Source organism: Calidifontibacter indicus (genome assembly GCF_003386865.1).
In the GTDB taxonomy this organism is placed as follows: Bacteria; Actinomycetota; Actinomycetes; order Actinomycetales; family Dermatophilaceae; genus Yimella; species Yimella indica.
On the sequence record NZ_QTUA01000001.1, the window covers coordinates 1454767 to 1474641 of the forward strand.

20 protein-coding genes are annotated in these 19875 nt (G+C 70.0%); 8 read left to right on the plus strand and 12 right to left on the minus strand.

Annotated features, from left to right (window positions below; all coding sequences use genetic code 11):
• Positions 1-2 precede the first annotated feature (2 nt).
• Positions 3-1097 (plus strand): adenosine deaminase, encoded by a 1095-nt coding sequence (locus DFJ65_RS06950; RefSeq protein ID WP_115922403.1) that lies wholly within the window; start codon positions 3-5, stop codon positions 1095-1097.
• A gap of 37 nt (positions 1098-1134) precedes the next feature.
• On the opposite strand, the gene DFJ65_RS06955 is transcribed toward DFJ65_RS06950, so the two are convergent.
• Positions 1135-1965, minus strand: a complete 831-nt coding sequence (locus DFJ65_RS06955; RefSeq protein WP_115922404.1) for an RDD family protein — start codon at positions 1963-1965, stop codon at positions 1135-1137.
• Between the two features lie 23 nt (positions 1966-1988).
• Here DFJ65_RS06955 and DFJ65_RS06960 point away from each other — a divergent pair, with 23 nt between their 5' ends.
• Positions 1989-2984, plus strand: a complete 996-nt coding sequence (locus DFJ65_RS06960; protein WP_115922405.1) for a stage II sporulation protein M — start codon at positions 1989-1991, stop codon at positions 2982-2984.
• A gap of 80 nt (positions 2985-3064) precedes the next feature.
• Here the strand turns inward: DFJ65_RS06960 and DFJ65_RS06965 are convergent, their stop codons facing one another.
• From DFJ65_RS06965 to DFJ65_RS06985, 6 genes are read right to left on the minus strand one after another with little or no spacing between them, the layout of a single operon-like run.
• A complete protein-coding gene (locus DFJ65_RS06965) occupies positions 3065-4360 on the minus strand; it encodes a DUF58 domain-containing protein (protein WP_115922406.1) in 1296 nt (431 codons plus the stop codon).
• 42 nt (positions 4361-4402) lie between these two features.
• The gene (locus tag DFJ65_RS06970; protein WP_211308380.1) at positions 4403-5389 is read right to left on the minus strand and encodes an AAA family ATPase; all 987 of its coding nucleotides are present in this window, start codon (positions 5387-5389) and stop codon (positions 4403-4405) included.
• Positions 5389-6498 carry a DUF4350 domain-containing protein gene (locus tag DFJ65_RS17725; RefSeq protein ID WP_211308381.1) on the minus strand — a complete coding sequence of 370 codons (1110 nt, stop codon included), beginning with the start codon at positions 6496-6498 and terminating at the stop codon, positions 5389-5391. Before DFJ65_RS17725 ends, DFJ65_RS06970 begins: the two co-directional genes overlap by 1 nt.
• A complete protein-coding gene (locus DFJ65_RS06975; protein WP_115922408.1) occupies positions 6495-7136 on the minus strand; it encodes a DUF4129 domain-containing protein in 642 nt (213 codons plus the stop codon). Before DFJ65_RS06975 ends, DFJ65_RS17725 begins: the two co-directional genes overlap by 4 nt.
• Before the next feature lie 19 nt (positions 7137-7155).
• Positions 7156-8370: a DUF7847 domain-containing protein gene (locus tag DFJ65_RS06980; protein ID WP_115922409.1), complete on the minus strand. Its 1215-nt coding sequence runs from the start codon at positions 8368-8370 to the stop codon at positions 7156-7158.
• The gene (locus tag DFJ65_RS06985) at positions 8367-8969 is read right to left on the minus strand and encodes a uridine kinase family protein (protein WP_115922410.1); all 603 of its coding nucleotides are present in this window, start codon (positions 8967-8969) and stop codon (positions 8367-8369) included. Before DFJ65_RS06985 ends, DFJ65_RS06980 begins: the two co-directional genes overlap by 4 nt.
• Before the next feature lie 70 nt (positions 8970-9039).
• Here DFJ65_RS06985 and deoC point away from each other — a divergent pair, with 70 nt between their 5' ends.
• Both deoC and DFJ65_RS06995 read left to right on the plus strand, forming a co-directional pair.
• Positions 9040-9693 carry a deoxyribose-phosphate aldolase gene (gene deoC, locus DFJ65_RS06990; protein ID WP_115922411.1) on the plus strand — a complete coding sequence of 218 codons (654 nt, stop codon included), beginning with the start codon at positions 9040-9042 and terminating at the stop codon, positions 9691-9693.
• 40 nt (positions 9694-9733) lie between these two features.
• Positions 9734-10378 carry a PH domain-containing protein gene (locus DFJ65_RS06995; RefSeq protein WP_115922412.1) on the plus strand — a complete coding sequence of 215 codons (645 nt, stop codon included), beginning with the start codon at positions 9734-9736 and terminating at the stop codon, positions 10376-10378.
• A 13-nt stretch (positions 10379-10391) separates the two neighbouring features.
• Here DFJ65_RS06995 and DFJ65_RS07000 read toward each other — a convergent pair whose 3' ends face one another.
• Both DFJ65_RS07000 and DFJ65_RS07005 read right to left on the minus strand, forming a co-directional pair.
• A complete protein-coding gene (locus DFJ65_RS07000; RefSeq protein WP_245950074.1) occupies positions 10392-12041 on the minus strand; it encodes a phospho-sugar mutase in 1650 nt (549 codons plus the stop codon).
• A gap of 38 nt (positions 12042-12079) precedes the next feature.
• Positions 12080-12940 carry a purine-nucleoside phosphorylase gene (locus tag DFJ65_RS07005; protein WP_425452963.1) on the minus strand — a complete coding sequence of 287 codons (861 nt, stop codon included), beginning with the start codon at positions 12938-12940 and terminating at the stop codon, positions 12080-12082.
• A gap of 64 nt (positions 12941-13004) precedes the next feature.
• On the opposite strand from DFJ65_RS07005, the gene DFJ65_RS07010 reads away from it, so the two are divergent.
• Positions 13005-14408: an NAD(P)H-quinone dehydrogenase gene (locus DFJ65_RS07010; protein ID WP_425452964.1), complete on the plus strand. Its 1404-nt coding sequence runs from the start codon at positions 13005-13007 to the stop codon at positions 14406-14408.
• 70 nt (positions 14409-14478) lie between these two features.
• Here DFJ65_RS07010 and DFJ65_RS07015 read toward each other — a convergent pair whose 3' ends face one another.
• Together DFJ65_RS07015 and DFJ65_RS17175 are read right to left on the minus strand one after the other, a co-directional pair.
• The gene (locus tag DFJ65_RS07015) at positions 14479-14658 is read right to left on the minus strand and encodes a hypothetical protein (RefSeq protein ID WP_115922414.1); all 180 of its coding nucleotides are present in this window, start codon (positions 14656-14658) and stop codon (positions 14479-14481) included.
• Positions 14659-14785: 127 nt separating this feature from the next.
• Positions 14786-14971, minus strand: coding sequence for a hypothetical protein (locus DFJ65_RS17175; protein ID WP_147301345.1), 186 nt, complete (start codon positions 14969-14971; stop codon positions 14786-14788).
• A 152-nt stretch (positions 14972-15123) separates the two neighbouring features.
• Here DFJ65_RS17175 and DFJ65_RS07025 point away from each other — a divergent pair, with 152 nt between their 5' ends.
• Positions 15124-15723 carry a TetR/AcrR family transcriptional regulator gene (locus tag DFJ65_RS07025; RefSeq protein ID WP_115922416.1) on the plus strand — a complete coding sequence of 200 codons (600 nt, stop codon included), beginning with the start codon at positions 15124-15126 and terminating at the stop codon, positions 15721-15723.
• A 90-nt stretch (positions 15724-15813) separates the two neighbouring features.
• Here DFJ65_RS07025 and DFJ65_RS07030 read toward each other — a convergent pair whose 3' ends face one another.
• A complete protein-coding gene (locus tag DFJ65_RS07030; RefSeq protein WP_115922417.1) occupies positions 15814-17595 on the minus strand; it encodes an acetyl/propionyl/methylcrotonyl-CoA carboxylase subunit alpha in 1782 nt (593 codons plus the stop codon).
• Between the two features lie 95 nt (positions 17596-17690).
• Here DFJ65_RS07030 and DFJ65_RS07035 point away from each other — a divergent pair, with 95 nt between their 5' ends.
• Complete coding sequence (locus DFJ65_RS07035; protein ID WP_115922418.1) at positions 17691-18569, plus strand: aldo/keto reductase; 879 nt, start codon at positions 17691-17693, stop codon at positions 18567-18569.
• 85 nt (positions 18570-18654) lie between these two features.
• Positions 18655-19875, plus strand: a complete 1221-nt coding sequence (locus DFJ65_RS17730) for a serine/threonine-protein kinase (protein WP_211308382.1) — start codon at positions 18655-18657, stop codon at positions 19873-19875.

The window sequence follows — 19875 nt, forward strand, 5'->3', positions numbered from 1 at the left end:
AGATGAGCCACGAGGTGCGCCCGAAGATCAAGGCACTGCCGAAGGTGCTGCTGCACGACCATCTCGACGGTGGCGTGCGCCCGGCGACCGTGCTCGAACTCGCCAAGGAGGTCGGCTACGACGAACTGCCGGTCGATGACGTGCAGGGGCTTGCCGACTGGTTCCGCGACAGCGCCGACTCCGGGTCGCTCGTGCGTTACCTGGAGACCTTCGCCCAGACGGTCGGTGTGATGCAGACCCGCGATGCGCTGTTCCGGGTGGCGTCGGAATGCGCACAAGACCTCGCCGAAGACGGTGTCGTCTACGCCGAGGTGCGGTACGCACCAGAGCAGCACCTCGAACAAGGGCTCACGCTGGAGCAGGTCATCGAGGCGGTCAACGCCGGGTTCCGCGACGGCGAGGCCAGGGCCGCCTCGGCCGGCCGGCCGATCCGGGTGCGGGCCCTGCTCACCGCGATGCGGCATGCGGCCAAGAGCCGCGACATCGCCGAGCTCGCCGTCCGCTACCGCGACCAGGAGGTCGCCGGTTTCGACATCGCCGGCGCCGAGGCGGGTTACCCGCCCACCCGGCACCTCGACGCCTTCGAGTACCTGCGCCGCGAGAACGCCCACTTCACCATCCACGCCGGTGAGGCCTTCGGGTTGCCGAGCATCTGGGAAGCGATCCAGTGGTGCGGGGCGGAGCGCTTGGGGCACGGGGTGCGCATCGTCGACGACATCGATCTGTCCGGCGATGCGCCCACGCTCGGCCGGCTCGCGGCGTTCGTGCGTGACCGGCGCATCCCGTTGGAGATGTGCCCGAGCTCGAATGTGCAGACCGGTGCCGCTGAATCCGTTGCGGCACACCCGATCACGATGCTCAAGGAACTGCGGTTCCGGGTGACGCTCAACACCGACAACCGGTTGATGAGCGACACCTCGATGTCGTGGGAGATGCAGCAACTCGTCGATGAAGCCGGCTGGAACCTCGACGACCTGCGCTGGGTGACGGTCAACGCGATGAAGTCGGCGTTCCTGCCGTTCGAGCAGCGCCTCACCCTCATCGAGGACGTCATCAAACCCGGTTACGACGCAGCCGCCAGGAATCTGGGGAGCTGAGTCACGAGGTCCGGGGTTCCCGCGAAGTATCGGATGGTCAGCTGAGCAGGCGGTTGCGCAGCGCCGCCTCGCGCTGCAGCCGTTCGCGGTCGCGGCGCCGGCGCTCGCCGAGCACCGCCGCCAGCACCGCGTCGACGGGAGCCTCTCGCGGCGGCGGGGGCGCCACCAGCGGCAGCACGCGGCCGAGCATGTCGCGACCGATCTGCTCGTGGGCGGCCGGGCTCAACGACCCGGTGCGCAGGAGGTACTGGCGGATCTGCATGGCGAGCCCGTCGGGCAGTGCGGCCATGTCGGCGCCGGTCGCCCACGGGATGAGGGCGGGCGGCATCCAGGGCGCGGGCGCCAGTTTCATCGCGGTCTCCTCGCGCACCACGTAGGTGCCGGCGGCGAGATCGCCGATGCGTTTGGCGCGGGTGGAGATCATCGCGCAGATGACCGCGGGGATGCCGTTGAGCGTCCAGATCTCGACGATGGCGATGAGGCCGCGCACGAACGCGTGGCGGAAGGAGATCGGGCCGCCGTCGTCGCGCACGACCCGCAGTTTCATCACCAGCTTGCCGAGGCTGCGGCCTCTGCTCCACACCTCGATGCCCACCGGCACGACCAGGAAGGCCGAGACGGTGAGCACGATCGTCACCACCGCGCTCTGGGCGGCGCTCATGGACGATGCGACCCTGCTCAACGCGAGGATGGAGCCGATGTAGACACCGAAGATCACGACGTAGTCGATGATCGCGGCGATCACCAGCGACGCCACCGACGTCGGTGGGACCTCGATCAAGACCCCTTCGCCGGTGACCAACCGATCGACGTCCGCACCACGCAGCGCCCGCTTGGCGGGCGCTGGTTTTGCCGGGCTCGTCGTCATCTCTGGCAGCGTACAGTTTCGGTGTGGACCTGGACGCGTACGTGGAGGCGCACGGGGCGGAGTGGGCCCGGCTGAAGCAGTTGTCGTCGGCCCGGCGGCTCGATGCGGCCGAGTCGGACGAACTGCTCGACCTCTACCAGCGCACCGCGACGCACCTGTCGCACATTCGGTCGACCGCTCCCGATCCGACTGTGACGCAATACCTCTCGACCATCCTGGCCAAGGCACGCGCCCGCGCGATGGGCACTCGCACCGGTTCCTGGACGGTGTTCGCGACCTTCTTCGTCGAGACCTTCCCGGCCATGTTGTACCGCTCGCGTCGGTGGTGGTTGACCACCATGGGCGTGAACATCGTCGTCGCGGTCTTGTTGGCGTGGTGGGTCGCCGACCACCCGGGCGTGCAGACGTCGATGCTGTCGCCGGAAGCGATCGACAATCTGGTCAACCACGAGTTCGAGGGCTACTACCACGAGAGCTCGAACTCCGAGTTCGCTGCGCGGGTGTGGACGAACAATGCGTGGGTGGCCGCGGTCTGTCTCGCCGGGGGAGCGCTCGGTCTGCCGGTGATCTACATGCTCTGGCAGAACATCAGCAATCTCGGCATCATCGGCGGGTTGATGGCCGACCATGACCGGCTCGGGTTGTTCTTCGGGTTGATCCTGCCGCACGGTCTGCTCGAACTGACGGCGGTGTTCGTCGCCGCCGGGGCGGGTCTGCGGATGTTCTGGTCGTGGGTGGAGCCGGGCGATCGCTCCCGGGCGAGCCATTTCGCGCGGGAGGCTCGGGCGTCGATGACGCTCGCGCTCGGCTTGATCGTGGTGCTGTTGGTGAGCGGGCTGATCGAAGGTTTCGTCACCCCGTCGAACCTGCCGACCTGGGCGCGCATCGCCATCGGTGTGGTGGCCGAACTGCTGTTCTTCATCTATGTGTGGACGCTCGGCCGGTCGGCGGTCGCCCGGGGAGTGACGGGTGACGTGACCGGCGCCGACGCGACGGCCGAGGCGCCCGCCCGCGGCTGATCTTCGCCTGACCGACGCCCGGCCTGCGGGTCAGAGGTCGACGACGCTGCCCGGCCCCTCGGCGTCGGAGAGCACCCGCATCACAGCAGTCCTTGTCGTTTGAGCAGCAGGTAGTGGTCGACGAGCGCGACAGGCAACTTGTCGGCCGGCTCGTCGAGCACGGTCGCCCCGGCCCGCTCGAGCGCGGCGGTGGTGCGTGCCCGCAGCGCGACGGTGCGCTCGGCCGCGGCGGCCTCGTAGGTCTGGGCCGCGCCGTCCCGGGCAGATGCGGTGTCCAGCACCGAACGGTCGGCGACCGATGCGACGACCACGCGGTGGTGCTGGGTGAGTCCCGGCAGCACCGGCAGGAGGCCCTCCTCGAGCGCGGCGGGTTCTAGCGGGGTGAGCAGCACGACGAGGCTGCGGCGCCGGGTCAACGAGTTCACGGCGCCGGCGAGCCGGCTCCAGTTGGCTTCCAGCAGAACGGCTTCCAAAGGAGCCATCGCAGTGACCATCGAGTGCAGGAGGCTCGTCCGGTCGCTGCCCGACATCACCCGTGCCCGGATCGACCGGTCGCCGGCAACGAGGTCGACGCGGTCGCCGGCTCGGGAGGCGACGGCGGTGAGCAGCAACGTCGCATCCATGGCGGAGTCGAGCCGCGGCATGTCGTCGATGCGGCCGGCGCTGGTGCGGGAGGTGTCGAGCACGATGATGATCCGCCGGTCGCGTTCGGGCTGCCAGGTGCGCACCACCGGATGTTGCCGGCGGGCCGTCGCACGCCAGTCGATGCTGCGCACGTCGTCACCGTCGACGTAGTCACGCAGCGAGTCGAACTCGGTGCCCGCGCCGCGGGTGCGCACCGCCGAGCGTCCGTCGATCTGCCGCAGCTGCGCCAGCTTGCTGGGCAGGTGCCGACGCGACGCGAACGGCGGCAGGCAGCGTACGAAGCCGGGAAGCTCGAACGAGCGTTGCCGCGCGGCCAGGCCCATCGGGCCGAACGAACGCACGGTCACCCGGTCGGCCTGCCGGTCGCCCCGTCGGGTCGGCGTGAGTCGGGTCTGCAGCCGTCGGGTCTCGCCGGCGGGCAGCCGCAGGCGGTGCCGGTCGTCCCCGGCGCCGGCGGACGGCTGCCAGGCGTCGCGCAGCGTTCCGCGCACGCCGCGGCCGGTCGGGTTGTGCACCAGCAGACCGGCGGTCGTCGCTTCGCCGAGCCGCACCTGACCGGGCGCCTCGCGGCGCAGTTCGAGTCGTTTGGGTGACACCGCGAGCACGAGATCGACGGCTACCAGCGCGAGCACGAGACACAGCCAGAGACCGACCGACGACTGCTGCGGACGCAGCACGACGAGCACCAGGCCGGCGAGGGCCAGGAGTACGGTGCGTCCGCTGATTGCCATGTCGGTCCAGTCCGGTCCAGTCAGTCGTTCGGTCCGGCCGGGTCAGCGCGGCACGGGCACGGAGCCGAGCACCGACCGCAGCACGTTGTCCGTGGTGACTCCCTCGAGCTCGGCTTCGGGGCGCAGCGACAGCCGGTGGGCGAGGGTGGGCAGAGCCATCGTCTGGATGTCGTCGGGGGTGACGAAGCCGCGTCCGTTGAGCCACGCCCAGCCCCGTGCGGTCGCCAGCAGCGCGGTCGCCCCGCGCGGGCTCACCCCGAGCGAGAGCGAGGGCGACTGCCGGGTGGCGCGGGCGAGGTCGACGATGTAGGCGAGCACGTCGGGCCGTGCCTCCACCTGCTGCACCGCGCGGGCGCCGGCAGCCAAGTGGGCCGGTGACGCGACGGCCTGCACTCCGGCTCCCGCGAGGTCCTTGGGGTCGAAGCCGGTGGCGTGCCGCTGCAGCACCTGCACCTCGTCGTCGCGCCCGGGCACCGGAATCGAGATCTTCATCAGGAACCGGTCGAGCTGTGCCTCGGGCAGTTGGTAGGTGCCCTCGTACTCGATGGGGTTCTGGGTGGCGGCCACCATGAACGGTTGCGGCAGGGGACGCGGGGCGCCGTCGATCGAGACCTGTCGTTCCTCCATCGCCTCCAGCAGCGCCGATTGGGTCTTCGGGGGCGTGCGGTTGATCTCGTCGGCGAGCAACAGGTTGGTGAACACCGGACCGGGGCGGAAGCTGAATTCCGAACTGCGGGAGTCGAACACGAGTGATCCGGTGATGTCACCCGGCATGAGGTCGGGGGTGAACTGCACCCGCTTCGACTCGATCGCCAGGCTCGCCGCGACGGTGCGCACCAGCAGCGTCTTGGCGACACCCGGCACCCCTTCGAGCAGCACATGTCCTCTGGCCAGCAGGGCGATGACGATGGCGCTCACCGCGGCGTCCTGGCCGACCACGGACTTGGCCACCTCGGCGCGCACCCGGGCGAGCGCGGCGCGTGCCTCGTCGGCAGTGGGCAGATCGGTGTGCTTGTCGAGATCGGTCATCAGCGGCGTGCCTGCCTTTCCAGGGCCGAGAGGTTCTCGGCAAGTCTGCTCAATGTGGTTTCGTCGAGGGGGCGTGGGTCGTCGGTGAGGAGTGCTCCGACCTCGCGCTCGTCGCGGCCCGTGTGCACCGCGACCTGGTGGATCAATGCGTCCCGAGGGGCGCCGGGCGGCACACCGAGGAAGGCCGCGAGACGCGACCGCGTGGCGGAGCGCAACACCGCGGCGGTGCGGACGGTGTCGCGGGCGTGTCGGTAGAGCTGACCCCGGGCGACGGTGGTCTCGTTCGCCGGCACGATCACCGGCAGCGGCTCGGTGACGAGCCGTCCGAGTCGCCGGCCGCGCCAGAACATCAGCAGCAGGCAGGCGGCCAGGGTCAGCCACAGCGCCGGCCCGATCCACTTCGGCCACACCGAGGGCTCCTGCGCGGCAGGAGAATTGCCGTCGAACCCGCCGGAGACCCATACGAGCTGCCGGTTCTGGCCGAGGGCGCGCAGGCCGAGTGCCGCGTTGTCGCCCGACTTCATCGTGGCGTTCGTCAGGACGTTATTGCTGCCGAGCACGAGGAGGGCGGGTCGGTCGCTGCTTGCAGGCACCTCGTACGCGGCGCTCGCACCGTCCTTGGCGAAGCAACCCGCCGCGCCGTCGGGCAGGGTGTAGCCGACCGAGTTCGGCGGCATCGAAAGCCCTGAACCCCAGGGCAGTTCGCACTGACCCGATGCGGTCGGACCGGGGAAGTAGGTGACCTCTTCGGGCAGGTCGAATGCCTCGGCGAGCTGGGCGGGGGCCGGGGTGACCAGGATCAGACGGGCGCTCCCACGGGTGCCCGAGGCCAGTTCACGCAGCCGGTCGCTCGACAGGGTGCGCGGGTCGCTCACCAACACGGCGGTGTCGGCGCCCGACCGCTCGACCGCATCGCGCACGTTGGTGACCCGATGCACCGTCACACCCTCGGCGGCGAGCACACTCGCGATCGCCTCCGCGCCGCGGTCGGCGGGGTTCTGTGGGTCGTAGCGGATGTCGTTCTCGGCGGTCAGCAGCACCATCACCCAGCCCACCGCGAACACGACGACGAGCGCGACCACCGCCCACCCCAGGCGTCGCCGGATCACGGATCGACCGCCTCGAACGTCTGCGTCGCGGGCCGCAGCGGTCGGGTGCCCGACAACGCCCGGTCGAGGTCGCGGATCGCCTCAACGGCCGTGCGGTCGGGCAGCCGTCCGCCGTAACGCACCGCGTCGAAGGTGTCGCTGGCGTCGTGCAGCGCCGGTCGGTGATCGGGGAAGGCCCGCGCGAGTTCGAGCGACACCTCGTGCGCGGTCGCACCGGGGCGCTCGGCCACCAGCGTCCGCTCGACACCACGGCGCGCGAGCGCCCTGAAGTACTGCAGGTAGGCCTCGGCGAGGTCGCCGTCGGCCCGTGCCCGGGCGCCGGCGGCACGCAGTTCGTCGGCGCTGAGGCCGCGGGTGTCGAGCAGTTCGTCGTCCTCGGCCAGACGTGGTCCTTGGCGCAGACGCACCCGGCTCAGCCCGAGCCCGATGACGACTGCGAGCACGGCCAACGCGAGCACGATCCAGCGGGTGTCGAGACCGCCGACGCCGCCGGCGAGTTTGTCGATCCACTCCCGAACCCAGTCGACGAAACGCTCGACGAGGTTGCGACGGTCGCCGTACTTCGGCTTGCTCAGCTCGTGTTCGAGCAGTCTGCGGGCCTGCTCTGAGCTCGGGTCGAGCGGAGGGTCGGCGAACATCTGTCGGCTCGGCGCGGCGTCACTTGAGGCCGGCGGCGTTCATCAACTCCAGGTCGAACGCCTCCCGCCGGATCCGCTGGTCGAGGTAGAGCAGACCGGTGACGCTCGAGGTGAACTGTGCGGTGATCGCGGTCGTGAAGATGGTGAGCACCTGCATGAAGATGAGGAACCCGACGGGCATGGCACCGCTGCCGGTGTCGTCGACGGTAGTGGCGAGCACACCGACGGCGATGAGCATCGCGGGCACCATGATGATGCCGACGATGGCGCCGATCAGCAGTTGGGTGAGCAGGGTGATGCCGAGGATCCGCCAGAACTGCCCGTCGGTCAACGCCCAGGAACGTTTGAGCCCGGCGATCGGGCCCATGCCCTCGAGGGTGATCGCTGCCGGTGCGAGCGAGAGCCGCGTGGTCACCCAGACGGCCGCGCACAGGAACAGCACGGCCCCGAGCACAGCGACGATGACCGCAGCGGCGGTGCCGGCGGCGACATAGGCGAGCACACCGAGCCCGACCAACAGCGCACCGACGACGATCACCGCCAGCGCCACGAGGAAGGTCGCGCCGAGCAGCGCCCAGAGTCTCGGCCGGATCCGTTCCCAGGCCTCACCGATCGATGCTCGGTGCCCGAGCACGGCCTCCGCGACGACGACGATCAACATCCCGGACAGCAGGATCGACGCGACCGTGCTGACCAACTGGCCGGCGTAGCTGGCGAGGGTCATCAGCACGTCACCGGCGTCACTGGCTCCGAAAGCGGTGTTGGACACCACGATCGTCACCAGCACCGTCGGGATCGCGAAGATCGTCGCCACGATGAACGCGAGTCCGATGGTGGCCGAGGGGTTGCCCCGGACGGTGCGGAACGCGCCCTCCAGGATGTCGCCGAGCACCAGCGGCCGCAACGGGATCACGCCGGGTTTCGGGGCGAATGCCCGCGGGTCGGCGTACGGCGGGGGAGGGCCCTGCTGGTTGTACGGCTGGTTGTAGGGCTGGGCGTATTGCGGTGCGCCGTAACCGTATTGGCCCTGCCCGACCTGCCCCTGCCCGACCTGACCCTGCCCGACTGGTCCGTAGCCCGGCGCGTACTGGCCGTACCGCGGTTGGTTCTGCGGCTGGTTTTGGGGCGGTGTCGGTGCCCCTGGTGAACCGAGGTGACGATACGGCGGTGGTGAGGCCGCACCGGCGGAGTCGTCAGGCTGCCGGTCCCCCGATGGGCTGGCCCAGTTCGTCATGCACCGACCCTAACCTCCCGCTCGGCCTGCTTCGGGGTCACGGCGCGGGCACCTCGCCGCTCGTGTGTCGCAACGATCGAGGGCTCGTCGAGGGCCAACCGCAGTCCACGCCGGGCCAGCACCGGCACCGACTTGCGCCGTTCGGCGACGTCGCGCACGAACCGCCGCCCCATCGTGACCCAGCGGTTCTGACGCACGCAGTAGGCATTGCGCAACAGTCCGGCCGCGCGTAGGGGAGCGACCAGGTCGGCCGCGAAGATTCCTTCGGCGATCACGGTGTCGGCGCCGCCGAGGTCGACCCGGGTGGTGCCGGCCGCCCGCGAGGTGGAGATGTCGTAGTGCGGCACCACGGTCGCGCCGGCGGTGCACAATTGCTCCAACGCGTCGAAGGCCGCTTCCAGGTTCCACGACGCGACGTCGTCCCAGTCGGGAATGCCGATGGGAGACAACGGAAGTGACTGGTCGTCGCCGTCCTTGTAGAAGTCATCGAGGCGCACGATCGGCCAGCCCTGCGCACGGCTGAGCCGCTCGGCGAGGCGCGACTTGCCGGCTCCACTCGGTCCGCACAGGATCAGGACGCGAGCTGACGGGGCGGACATGGCGGTGGTGACTCCTTGGCGTGACGGGTGGCGCGACGAGAATACGCATTCTTGCCGTTAGCCTTGAGCGGTGACGAAACTCAATCGCGCCCAGGTCGCCCAGCTGGTCGACCACACGCTCCTCAAGCCGGAGGCCACCGCCGACGACGTCCGCGCCCTGGTGGCCGAGGGTGAGCGTCTCGGTGTCTTCTCGGTGTGCGTGTCGCCGTCGATGCTGCCGCTGGAGACCTCCCTGCCCGTCGCCGTCGTGTGCGGCTTTCCCAGTGGCAAACACACCAGCGCGGTGAAGGCCGCCGAGGCCGCCGAATCCGCGCGGCTCGGCGCCGCCGAGGTCGACATGGTGATCGACATCGGCGCGGCCCGCGCGGGCGACTACGCCGCGGTCGCGGCCGACATCGCGGCCGTGCGACAGGCCGCACCCGACGTGCTGCTCAAGGTGATCATCGAGTCGGCCGCCCTCACCGACGAGCAGATCGTCGCGTGCTGCGAGGCCTCCGAGCGGGCGGGCGCCGACTATGTGAAGACGTCGACCGGGTTCCACCCGGCCGGGGGCGCGAGCGCGCACGCCGTCCGTTTGATGCGCGAGACCGTCGGTGACCGGCTTGGTGTCAAGGCGTCGGGCGGCATCCGCACCAGTGAGGCCGCCGCCGAGATGATCGAGGCGGGCGCCAGCCGCCTGGGGTTGTCCGGCACCGAGTCGGTGCTCGCCGGCTTCGAGGAGTGAACCGGCGCGTGCTGCGTCCGAACCGATTGCGAAGCACCCGATGAGTTCTGACCCGAAGCTCAGCCCGAAACCCAGCTCCAAGCCGTCCGTGCGCACCTTCCGTCAGCGTGGCGCGTTCGTCACCGGCTGGTTCCTGATCGCGATCTTCCTGGTCGTGCTCGCGGCGATCACGTTCGGCTCCCACCCCGAGGCCGGTGCCACGCTGTTGTTGCTCGCGGTCGTCGGCGCGGTCTACCTGTCGTTGATCCGGCCGTCGGTTCGCCTCAGCGCCGACGGGGTGCGCCTCGACAACCTGGTGCGCGAGGTCAGGCTCACCTGGCCGGCCGTCGACATGCTCGAGGACCGCTGGAACCTCAAGGTGGTCACCCCCGACGGCGCGGCATATTCGTCGTGGGCCATCTCGGCGCAGCGCCCCACGATGTCGGGCGGTGTCTCGCAGAACGCGGCCGGATCGATGGTGCCCACCGGCACCTCCTCGGTGCCGATGGGCCAGTCGCATCGCACCGGGTCGGCGGGCGCCGTGGCCGCCGCGATCGAGGAGGCCAAGGTCGACTACGAGCGTGCGGTGTCGGGCGGACGCATCGAGCCGCAGCCCGCGCAGGTGCACCAGGTGGTCGCTCCCGTGGCCGCCGCCGGGTGGGCCGCGGTGGTGGTCGCGGTGATCGTCGGCATCCTGTTGATCTGATCAAAGCTCCTGATCAGGGTGCGGTGAGGCGCTCCATCTCGGCTCGCACCGACGCCAGCCGGTCGGCCGTCTCCGCCTTGTCGGGGCCGATCGCCTCGAGGTAGATCTTCAGCTTCGGTTCGGTGCCCGACGGCCGCACGATGATGCGGGTGTCGTCGGCCAGGTAGTAGCGCAGACCCTCGGTCGGCGGCAGTCCACCGGCTCCCTGCGCGAGGTCTTCGGCCTTCGAAACCTGTTGTCCGGCGACCGTTTTCGGGGCGTCGTCGCGTAGGCGCTGCATGATCGTGCCGATGATCGACAGGTCGTCGACCCGCACCGAGAAGCTGTCGGTGCGGTGGGCGCCGTGCGTGGCGGCGAGTTCGTCGAGCACGTCGACGACGGTGCGGCCCTGCGACTTGAGCCCGGCGGCCAGTTCGGCCACCAGCAGACCCGCGCTGATGCCGTCCTTGTCGCGCACCTGACCCGGATCGACGCAATAGCCGAGCGCCTCCTCGTAGCCGTAGCGCAGCCCGTCGACCCTGCTGATCCACTTGAACCCGGTGAGGGTCTCCTCGTGGGCCAGACCGGCGGCGCGGGCGATCGCGCCCAGCAGGCGGGAGCTGACGATGGAGTTGGCGAAGACCGCGTCCGCGGGAACGCCCCGCTGCACCAGGTGGTGGCCGAGGAGCGCACCCACCTCGTCGCCGCGCAGCATGCGCCACGTGCCGCCGTCCTCGACGGCCACCGCACAGCGGTCGGCGTCGGGGTCGTTGGCGATCACGATGTCGGCACCCGCATCGCGGGCGGTCGCGAGCGCGAGGTCGATCGCGCCTGGCTCCTCGGGGTTGGGGAAGCTGACGGTCGGGAACTCGGGGTCGGGTTCGGCCTGCTCGGCGACACTGTGCACGTCGGTGAAACCCGCCAGGCGCAGCGCATCGGTCATCGTCGACGAGCCGACACCGTGCAGCGCGGTGTGCACGATCCGCAGGTCGCGCGCGCCGCCCTCGGCGACCACGGCGACCACCGAACGCAGGTAGTCGTCGACGATCGCGTCGTCGATCGTCTCCCAGCCGTCGTCGGCCAGCGACACCGCGGCGGCCCGCGGGTAGCGGTCGATCGCGGCCGCGATGTGCGCGTCGGACGGCGGCACGATCTGGCTGCCGTCTCCCAGGTAGACCTTGTAACCGTTGTCCTGCGGCGGGTTGTGGCTCGCCGTGACCATCACGCCGGCATCGGCACCGAGGTGGCGGATCGAGAACGCCAACAGGGGAGTCGGCAGCGGGTGGCTCAACACCAGTGCGCGACCGCCCGCCGCCGTCACCACGGCCGCGGTGTCACGGGCGAAGACATCGGAGTTGTGCCGGGCGTCGAACCCGATGACGACGGTGACGTCGCGGCGTCCGAGCGACTCCTGCAGGTAGGTCGTCAGACCTGCCGAGGCGCGGATCACCACCACCCGGTTCATCCGGTTCGGGCCGCCACCGAGCTTGCCGCGCAGGCCGGCCGTGCCGAACTCCAGCAGGCCGCTGAAGGCGTCGGCGAGTTCCGCCGACGCGGACTCGTCACCGCCGTCCGCACGCTGCAGCAGATCGGTGAGCTCGGCGCGGGTCTGCTCGTCGGGGTCGTCGGCGATCCAGGCGCGCACCTCGTCGTGCAGGCCGCTTGCGGTCTTCTGTTCGGACACGGCTGTCCCTTCGGTCAGAGCTTCGGGCGGAGCTTCGGTCAGAGCTTGCGGACGATCTGCGACAGCAGGTCGGCGCAGCGGGTGGCCGCAGCCTGGCCGGCCTCGATGACTTCCTGGTGCGACAGCGGGGTGGGGCTGATGCCGGCGGCCGGGTTGGTGACCAGGCTGATGCCCAGCACCTCCAGGCCGACGTGTCGGGCCGCGATCGCTTCCAGTGCGGTCGACATACCGACCAGGTCGGCGCCGAGCACCTTCGCCATCTGCACCTCGGCGGGGGTCTCGTAGTGCGGGCCGCGGAACTGCGCGTAGACACCCTCGGCGAGTGCCGGGTCGACCTCGCGGGCGAGGTCACGCAAGCGAGGGGAGTAGAGGTCGGTGAGGTCGACGAAGGTGGCGCCTTCGAGCGGGGAGTTGGCGGTCAGGTTGAGGTGGTCGCTGATCAGCACCGGGGTGCCCGGCGCCCAGTCGACGTTGAGGCCGCCGCACCCGTTGGTGAGCACCACGGTGTCGCAGCCGGCCGCGCGAGCGGTGCGGACGCCGTGGACGACGGCGCGCACGCCGCGTCCCTCGTAGTAGTGGGTGCGGGTGCCGTAGACCAGCGCGTGCTTGTCGGTGCCCTCGATGCGGATCGAGCGCATCGTGCCCTTGTGGCCGGTTACGGCCGCCTTGGCGAAGCCGGGCACCTGCTCGTTGTCGATGGTCGCGACGGTCTCGCCGAGTCGGTCGGCGGTGTCGCCCCATCCCGAGCCGAGCACGAGCACGACGTCGTGCTTGTCGACGCCGGAGAGTTCGCGGATCCGTTCCGCCGCGCGATCAGCCAGATCGAACGGGTCGACGGCGTCGAAGTCGACGGGCCGGCTGGCTTCATTGCTCGCTTGGTTGCTCGCTGCATTGGTCACGGCGGTCACAGTACCGAGCCGGACCCTGGGTTGTCGCAGGTTACTGCGTGGTTGGATGGGCCCCGTGAGTGGTCGACAGAAGTCAGTTGTGGTCATCGGTGGTGGCCCGGGTGGTTACGAGTCCGCACTGGTGGCCGCCCAACTCGGTGCCGCCGTGACGATCGTGGAGAAGGACGGCCTCGGTGGCGCCGCGGTGCTCACCGACTGTGTGCCGAGCAAGACGCTGATCGCGACGTCCGATTTCATGTCGCGGTTCAAGGCAGCCGGACGTCTCGGCGTGCACTTCGAGGGGCACGACGAGGACCAACATGCGCAGGCGCACATCAGTGAGGTCAACTCGCGCGTGTTGCGGCTCGCCCAGGCGCAGAGCTACGACATCCGGGCTCAGGTGGAGAGCGTCGGCTGCCGGGTCGTGAACGGCACCGGTTATGTCGTCGACAACAGCACGGTGCGAGTGACCTCCGCCGACGGCAGCACCGAGGACGTGCGCGCCGACATCATCCTGCTGGCGGTCGGCACGACCCCGCGGGTGATGGACAGTGCGATGCCCGACGGTGAGCGCATCCTCACCTGGCAGCAGATCTACGACATCGACGAACTGCCCGAGCACATCATCGTGGTGGGTTCGGGTGTCACCGGTGCCGAACTCGCCCACGCCTACCTCGGCCTCGGCTCGAAGGTCACGCTCGTGTCGTCCCGCGACCGGGTGCTGCCCGGGGAGGACGCCGACGCCGCCACCGTCATCGAGAATGTCTTCCGTCGCCGCGGCATGCAGGTGCTCAACCGCTCACGTGCGATGGCTGCCGAGCGGCACGGCGACACCGTCACGGTGACGCTCGAGGACGGCCGTACGGTCGAGGGTTCGCACGCGCTGCTCGCGGTCGGTTCGATCCCGCAGACCCGCGGGATGGGCCTCGAAGAGGTCGGCGTCGAGATGGCCGAGTCGGGTCACATCCAGGTCGACCGTGTCTCGCGCACCTCGGTGCCGGGCATCTACGCCGCCGGTGACTGCACCGGTGTGCTGCCGCTGGCGTCGGTCGCCGCGATGCAGGGTCGAATCGCGATGGCGCACTCCCTCGGCGACGCGGTCGCGCCGCTGAACCTGCGCGGCGTCTGCGCCAACATCTTCACCGACCCCGAGATCGCGACCGTCGGCTACTCGCAGGCCGACGTCGACGAGGGCCGCATCCAGGCACGGGTCGTCACGCTGCCGCTGTCGACGAACCCGCGCGCCAAGATGCGCAACATCAAGGACGGCTTCGTGAAGCTGATCGTGCGCCCCGGCTCAGACACGATCGTCGGGGGAGTCGTCGTGGCGCCGCAGGCCTCCGAACTCATCTACCCGATCGGGCTCGCCGTGCAGAACCGGCTGACGGTCGACGCGATGGCACAGACCTTCTCGGTCTACCCGTCGATGACCGGTTCGATTGCCGAGGCGGCGCGCCGACTGCACCAGTCGGAAATCTGACCGACGTCGTACGACGACTGCGCCCCGGCCGTGTTCGGCCGGGGCGCAGTGCGTGCTGGGAGTTTGTGCGTCAGTGCGCGGTGACCAAGTGGCTGTAGTAGCGCACCAGCGGCTGCTGGGTGGCGATCCGCTCGCGGCGGTTACGCGCGAAGAACTGGGTGGCCATCGTGGCGAGCACGGCGACCAGGGGCAGCAGCGCGACCGCGAGGACAACGAAGAAGCCGGTGTCGAAGCCGGGGATGAGTTGCATGGTTCCAACCTTTCTACAGATGTAGTGCACGATGTGTTTTTAACACTACGCCTGTAGTGACAGCTTCCGCAAACGCTGCAGAACCGTTGCAACGGCAGCGTCTGTCGGGGAGTGAAGCGTTTGCGGCTCAGTTGTCGTCGTCGGTGGGCCCGTCGTCGTTGCGGACGCTGTCCGGGTCGACCTGATGCGGCAGCAGACCCGCCTTCTCCCACGCGGCGTGCCGACTGCGGCGGGCGCGGGGGCGCACCACGAAGATGACACCGACGATGAGCGCGGTGAAGATCAGCAGCGGGATGAGATTGACCCACTTCATGTGCTGTGGCCCTCCGGTGGTCGGTTCAAGGTGGTCGCTGTGGTTGTCCGACCCGTGTTCCAGTGTGCGTGCGCGTGCCGGACGGGTGCTGGCCGCGTGTTGCGGGTGCACCCGGGCGACGGGTCGAACCCGATTGTGACAGTCTCGGATCCGTGAACACTGCACGACCCGAGGGCACCGTCGCCCGGCAAGCCCATCTGCTCGACTGTGCCATCGCCGTGGTGGGCGAGTCGGGGCTGCGTGGACTGACCCATCGGGCGGTCGATCGAGCCGCCGGATTGCCGGAGGGGAGCTGCTCGGTCTACTACCGCACCCGGTTGGCATTGCTCACCGCCCTCACCGATCACGTGGCCGAGAAGCTGCTCGGCGACGTCCGGATGCTCACGGCCGGGTTGCCGACCGACACCGCCGACCCCTCCGCGGCGGTTGCCGGCACCACCGGGCTGCTCGTCGGTCTCGCCCGCGATCCTGCCCTGCTGCTCACCCTCAGTGAGCTGAGCCTGGAGGCGGTGCGCACGCCGAGCCTGCAGGAGCCGATGCGGGTCTGGCGGCGGGCGCTGGTCGACGTCGTCCGCACGCTGGTCGAGGCGCACCACAAGGGCGATTCGCTGCGCCGCGCCCGCACCATGGTGGCCGCGCTCGAAGGCGTCGCGATCGCGTCGTTGAACGTCGCAGAACCGGAGCGAGAGGCATTCCTGGCCGACACCATCGGGATGCTGCTGCAGGCCATGACGGACCTCGAGACCGCCTGAACATCGGCGCGGCGCGCCGCGCGACCAGGACAAACAAGACGGGACCCGTTGCAGCGCAACGGGTCCCGCCTTGTTCGTGAGAAGGACGTGCTACTCGACGTCCTTGATCTCGGCGAGCACCGCGCCGGCGCTGACAGTCTCGCCGATCGTCGCCTTCAGCCCGGTCAGCACACCGTCCTTGTGTGCGGTGATCGGCTGCTCCATCTTCATCGCCTCGAGCACCACGATGGTGTCGCCGCCGGCGACCGTGGCGCCGTCCTCGACCGCGATCTTGACGATCGTGCCCTGCATCGGTGCGGTGACCGAGTCGCTGCTGGCGGCGGCGCCGCCACCGGAGCTGCGACCGCGCTTGGGGGCCTTCTTGCGGCCCGCCGCGGCACCACCGCCACCGCCGAGCTGCAGGTCACCGGGCAGCGACACTTCGATGCGCTTGCCGCCGACCTCGACGACCAGCGACTGGCGCGGGGCGGTCTCTTCGGCCTCACCGGCGGCGCCGGCGAACGGCGCGATGTCGTTGTCGAACTCGGTCTCGATCCAGCGGGTGTGGACGGTGAACTTCTCGTTCGGGTCGGCCGGGGCGTACGCCGGGTCGGACACCACCTTGCGGTGGAACGGTGCGACGGTCGGCATGCCCTCGATGACGAGTTCGTCGAGCGCACGCCGGGAGCGCTCGAGCGCCTCCTGGCGGGTGCGGCCGGTGACGATCAACTTGGCGATCATCGAGTCGAACGCGCCGGCGACGGTGTCGCCTTCGACGATGCCGGCGTCCCAGCGCACGCCGGGGCCGCTCGGCACGGTCATCTTGGTGATGGTGCCGGGGGCCGGGAAGAAGTTGCGGCCGGCGTCCTCACCGTTGACGCGGAACTCGATCGAGTGGGCGTGCGGCTCCGGGTCGTCGAAGTCGATCTTCTCGCCGGCCGCGATGCGCAACTGCTGGCGGACGAGGTCGATGCCGGTGACCTCCTCGGAAACGGGGTGCTCGACCTGGAGGCGGGTGTTGACCTCGAGGAAGGAGATGTGGCCGTCGGGGCCGACGAGGAACTCGCAGGTGCCGGCGCCGACGTAACCGGCCAGGCGCAGGATCTCCTTGCTGGCCCGCAGCAGCTCGGCGTGCTGCTCGTCGGTGAGGAACGGCGCGGGCGCCTCCTCGACCAGCTTCTGGTTGCGTCGCTGCAGCGAGCAGTCGCGGGTGGAGACCACGACGACATTGCCGTGCTGGTCGGCCAGGCACTGGGTCTCGACGTGCCGCGGGCGGTCGAGGAACCGCTCGACGAAGCACTCGCCGCGGCCGAAGGCGGTGACCGCTTCGCGCACCGCGCTCTCGTAGAGGTCGGGGATCTCTTCCATCGTGCGGGCCACCTTCAGCCCGCGCCCGCCACCGCCGTACGCCGCCTTGATCGCGACCGGCAGGCCGTGCTCCTTCGCGAATGCGACGACCTCGTCGGGGCCCGAAACGGGGTTCTTTGTGCCGGGCACCAGCGGCGCCATCGCGTCGAGCGCGATGTGGCGGGCCTTGACCTTGTCGCCCAGGCTGTCGATCGCCTCCGGGCCGGGGCCGATCCAGGTGAGCCCGGCGTCGATCACCTTGGCCGCGAACTCGGCGTTCTCGGCGAGGAAGCCGTAGCCCGGGTGCACGGAGTCGGCACCGGATGCGGCGGCGACCTCGAGCAGCTTCTCCTGCACCAGGTAGGACTCGCCGGGCGTCGAACCGCCGAGGGCGTAGGCCTCGTCGGCGACCTTCACGTGCAGCGAGTCGCGGTCGGGCTCGGCGTAGACGGCGACGGAAGCGATGCCGGCATCCTTGCAGGCGCGGGCGATTCGGACGGCGATTTCGCCGCGGTTGGCGATCAAGACCTTGCGCAGTTCGGGCATGGGCCGCAGCCTAGCCACATGTGGGTTGGGCCACATCGTGGGGTGGCAACCTGCCGGTAGGAAATAACGACGAGGTCGCGGGTGCTGTCTGCACCATGACCGAACCGACACAAACGACCGAACAGACCGTTCAGACCACCGCCGTTCCGACCGTCGCACTGCGCGCCGTTGCCGAGGGCCACGCGATCGAGATGCCGCAGCTCGGGTTCGGCGTCTGGCAGGTCGACGACGCGGCCGCGGAGGATGCCGTCGCCGAGGCTCTGCGCGTCGGGTACCGCAGCGTCGACACCGCCCGCATCTACGGCAACGAGGAAGGCGTCGGCCGGGCGCTGGCCGCCGCCGGAACCGACGACGACGTCTTCCTCACCACCAAGGTGTGGAACGACGACCACGGCTTCGAGTCGACCCTCGCCGCGTTCGATGCCTCGCAGCAGCGGCTCGGCCGGGCGATCGACCTCTACCTGATCCACTGGCCCGCGCCCGGCACCGGCGACTTCGTCGGCACCTACCGCGCGCTGCAGCAGCTGCGCGCCGAGGGCAAGGTGCGCGCCGTCGGCGTCTGCAACTTCGACATCGACCACCTCGAGCAGTTGCACGCCGCCGTGGGGGAGTACCCCGCGATCAACCAGGTCGAGCTGCACCCGAACTTCCAGCAGAAGCAGCTGCGCGCCTTCCACGAGGAGCACGGCATCGTCACCGAGGCGTGGAGCCCGCTCGGCCAGGGTGGCGACATCCTGTCCGACGCCACGATCACCGACATCGCCTCGCAGTACGGCGTCACCGCGGCCCAGGTGGTGTTGCGCTGGCACCTGCAGCAGGGCCGCGTCGTGATCCCCAAGTCGGTCACGCCGTCGCGCATCGCCGAGAACTTCGACGTCTTCGGTTTTGAGCTTTCCCAGCGCGCGATGGATGCAATTGCGCTGCTGGACAACGGGACCCGCCTGGGACCCGACCCGGCGACCTTCGGGGGCTGACCGGTCGAGGGTCGACCCCGAAACGGACGATCGGCACGGTGCGGCAGTCCGCCGCGCCGTGCCGAATCGCATAAACTCCCCGTTCGTGGGGGAAGTCATCGCGGGACGCTACGAGCTGATCGACATGATCGGCGAGGGCGGCATGGGCGGCGTCTGGCGCGCATACGACCTGCGTGACGGGTCGATCATCGCCGCGAAGGTGCTACGGCAGTCCGACGCCGGCTCTTTGTTGCGGTTCATGCGCGAGCAGGGCATGCGCATCCACCACCCCAACGTGGTCACCCCGATGTCCTGGGCCGGTGTCGACGACCGCGTGCTGATCGCGATGCCGCTGGTGGAGGGCGGCTCGGTCTCGGGGTTGGCGTCGCGCTACGGCAAGTTGCCGGCGCCGTACGCGGCGGAACTGCTGCGCCAACTGCTCGACGCGCTGGCTGCGGTGCACGAGCAGGGCGTGGTGCACCGCGACATCAAGCCAGCCAATATGTTGCTGTCGGCCACCGGCACCGACCGTCCGCACCTGTGGCTCACCGACTTCGGTGTGGCCGTTTCGGTCGACGCGCCGCGCCTGACCAGCCACAGCATCGTGATGGGCACGCCCGGCTACCTGGCCCCCGAGCAGTTGCGGGGTCACGACCCCGATCCCCGGTCCGACCTCTACGCGGTCGGGATGATGGGCATCCAACTGCTCACCGGCCACAAGCCGCGCGCGCACGTTCGCACCGACGCCCTCGACCTCCCGCCGCGTCCCGACGATGTGCCGGATTCGCTGTGGCACACCGTTGTTCGGCTCGCCGATCCCGATATCGACCGACGTCCGGCGAGTGCGCGGGAGGCGCTCGCGGCGCTCGAACAGCCGGCCTGGCAGCCGCAGGACCGCATCGAGGTGCGGTCGGACCTGCCGCCGGTGGGGCAGATGTCGGGCGACTTCCGTCCCACCGGTGCGAGCACGACTGCGTTGGACGGTGCCACCACCCCGGCTCAGGCCGGGCGCGCCACCACGGCTCTGCCTGTGGGGCAGCCCGGTGGTGCGGCTGCGGGGGCGGTCGACCGCGCTGCCGCCAGGGCCGCACGCGCCCGACGGGTGCAGCGGCTCGGTGCGATCGTCGGCGCCCCGCTGGTGGCTCTGGCCGCGCTGGGAGCGATCTGGTTGCCCGGTGACGACGGGCCGAAGGAAACTCCGGGTCTGGCCCGGATGGGCGCCGAGTGCAGTTGGTCCGACGTCGGCACCACCGAGAACGACCAGCGCGGGGTGCCGCGTGTCTGCACCTATGCAGACGGCAAGTACACCTGGGCCGCGGCGGAGTGA

Coding starts and splice junctions, on each gene's coding strand:
- DFJ65_RS17175 (WP_147301345.1), bottom strand. CDS start 14,971: ATGAAGTGGGTCAATCTCATCCCGCTGCTGATCTTCACCGCGCTCATC.
- DFJ65_RS06965 (WP_115922406.1), bottom strand. CDS start 4,360: ATGGCAATCAGCGGACGCACCGTACTCCTGGCCCTCGCCGGCCTGGTG.
- DFJ65_RS07030 (WP_115922417.1), bottom strand. CDS start 17,595: ATGCCCGAACTGCGCAAGGTCTTGATCGCCAACCGCGGCGAAATCGCC.
- DFJ65_RS06975 (WP_115922408.1), bottom strand. CDS start 7,136: ATGTTCGCCGACCCTCCGCTCGACCCGAGCTCAGAGCAGGCCCGCAGA.
- DFJ65_RS06985 (WP_115922410.1), bottom strand. CDS start 8,969: ATGTCCGCCCCGTCAGCTCGCGTCCTGATCCTGTGCGGACCGAGTGGA.
- DFJ65_RS07015 (WP_115922414.1), bottom strand. CDS start 14,658: ATGCAACTCATCCCCGGCTTCGACACCGGCTTCTTCGTTGTCCTCGCG.
- DFJ65_RS06995 (WP_115922412.1), top strand. CDS start 9,734: ATGAGTTCTGACCCGAAGCTCAGCCCGAAACCCAGCTCCAAGCCGTCC.
- DFJ65_RS07035 (WP_115922418.1), top strand. CDS start 17,691: ATGACCGAACCGACACAAACGACCGAACAGACCGTTCAGACCACCGCC.
- DFJ65_RS06955 (WP_115922404.1), bottom strand. CDS start 1,965: ATGACGACGAGCCCGGCAAAACCAGCGCCCGCCAAGCGGGCGCTGCGT.
- DFJ65_RS06970 (WP_211308380.1), bottom strand. CDS start 5,389: ATGACCGATCTCGACAAGCACACCGATCTGCCCACTGCCGACGAGGCA.
- DFJ65_RS06980 (WP_115922409.1), bottom strand. CDS start 8,370: ATGACGAACTGGGCCAGCCCATCGGGGGACCGGCAGCCTGACGACTCC.
- DFJ65_RS06950 (WP_115922403.1), top strand. CDS start 3: ATGAGCCACGAGGTGCGCCCGAAGATCAAGGCACTGCCGAAGGTGCTG.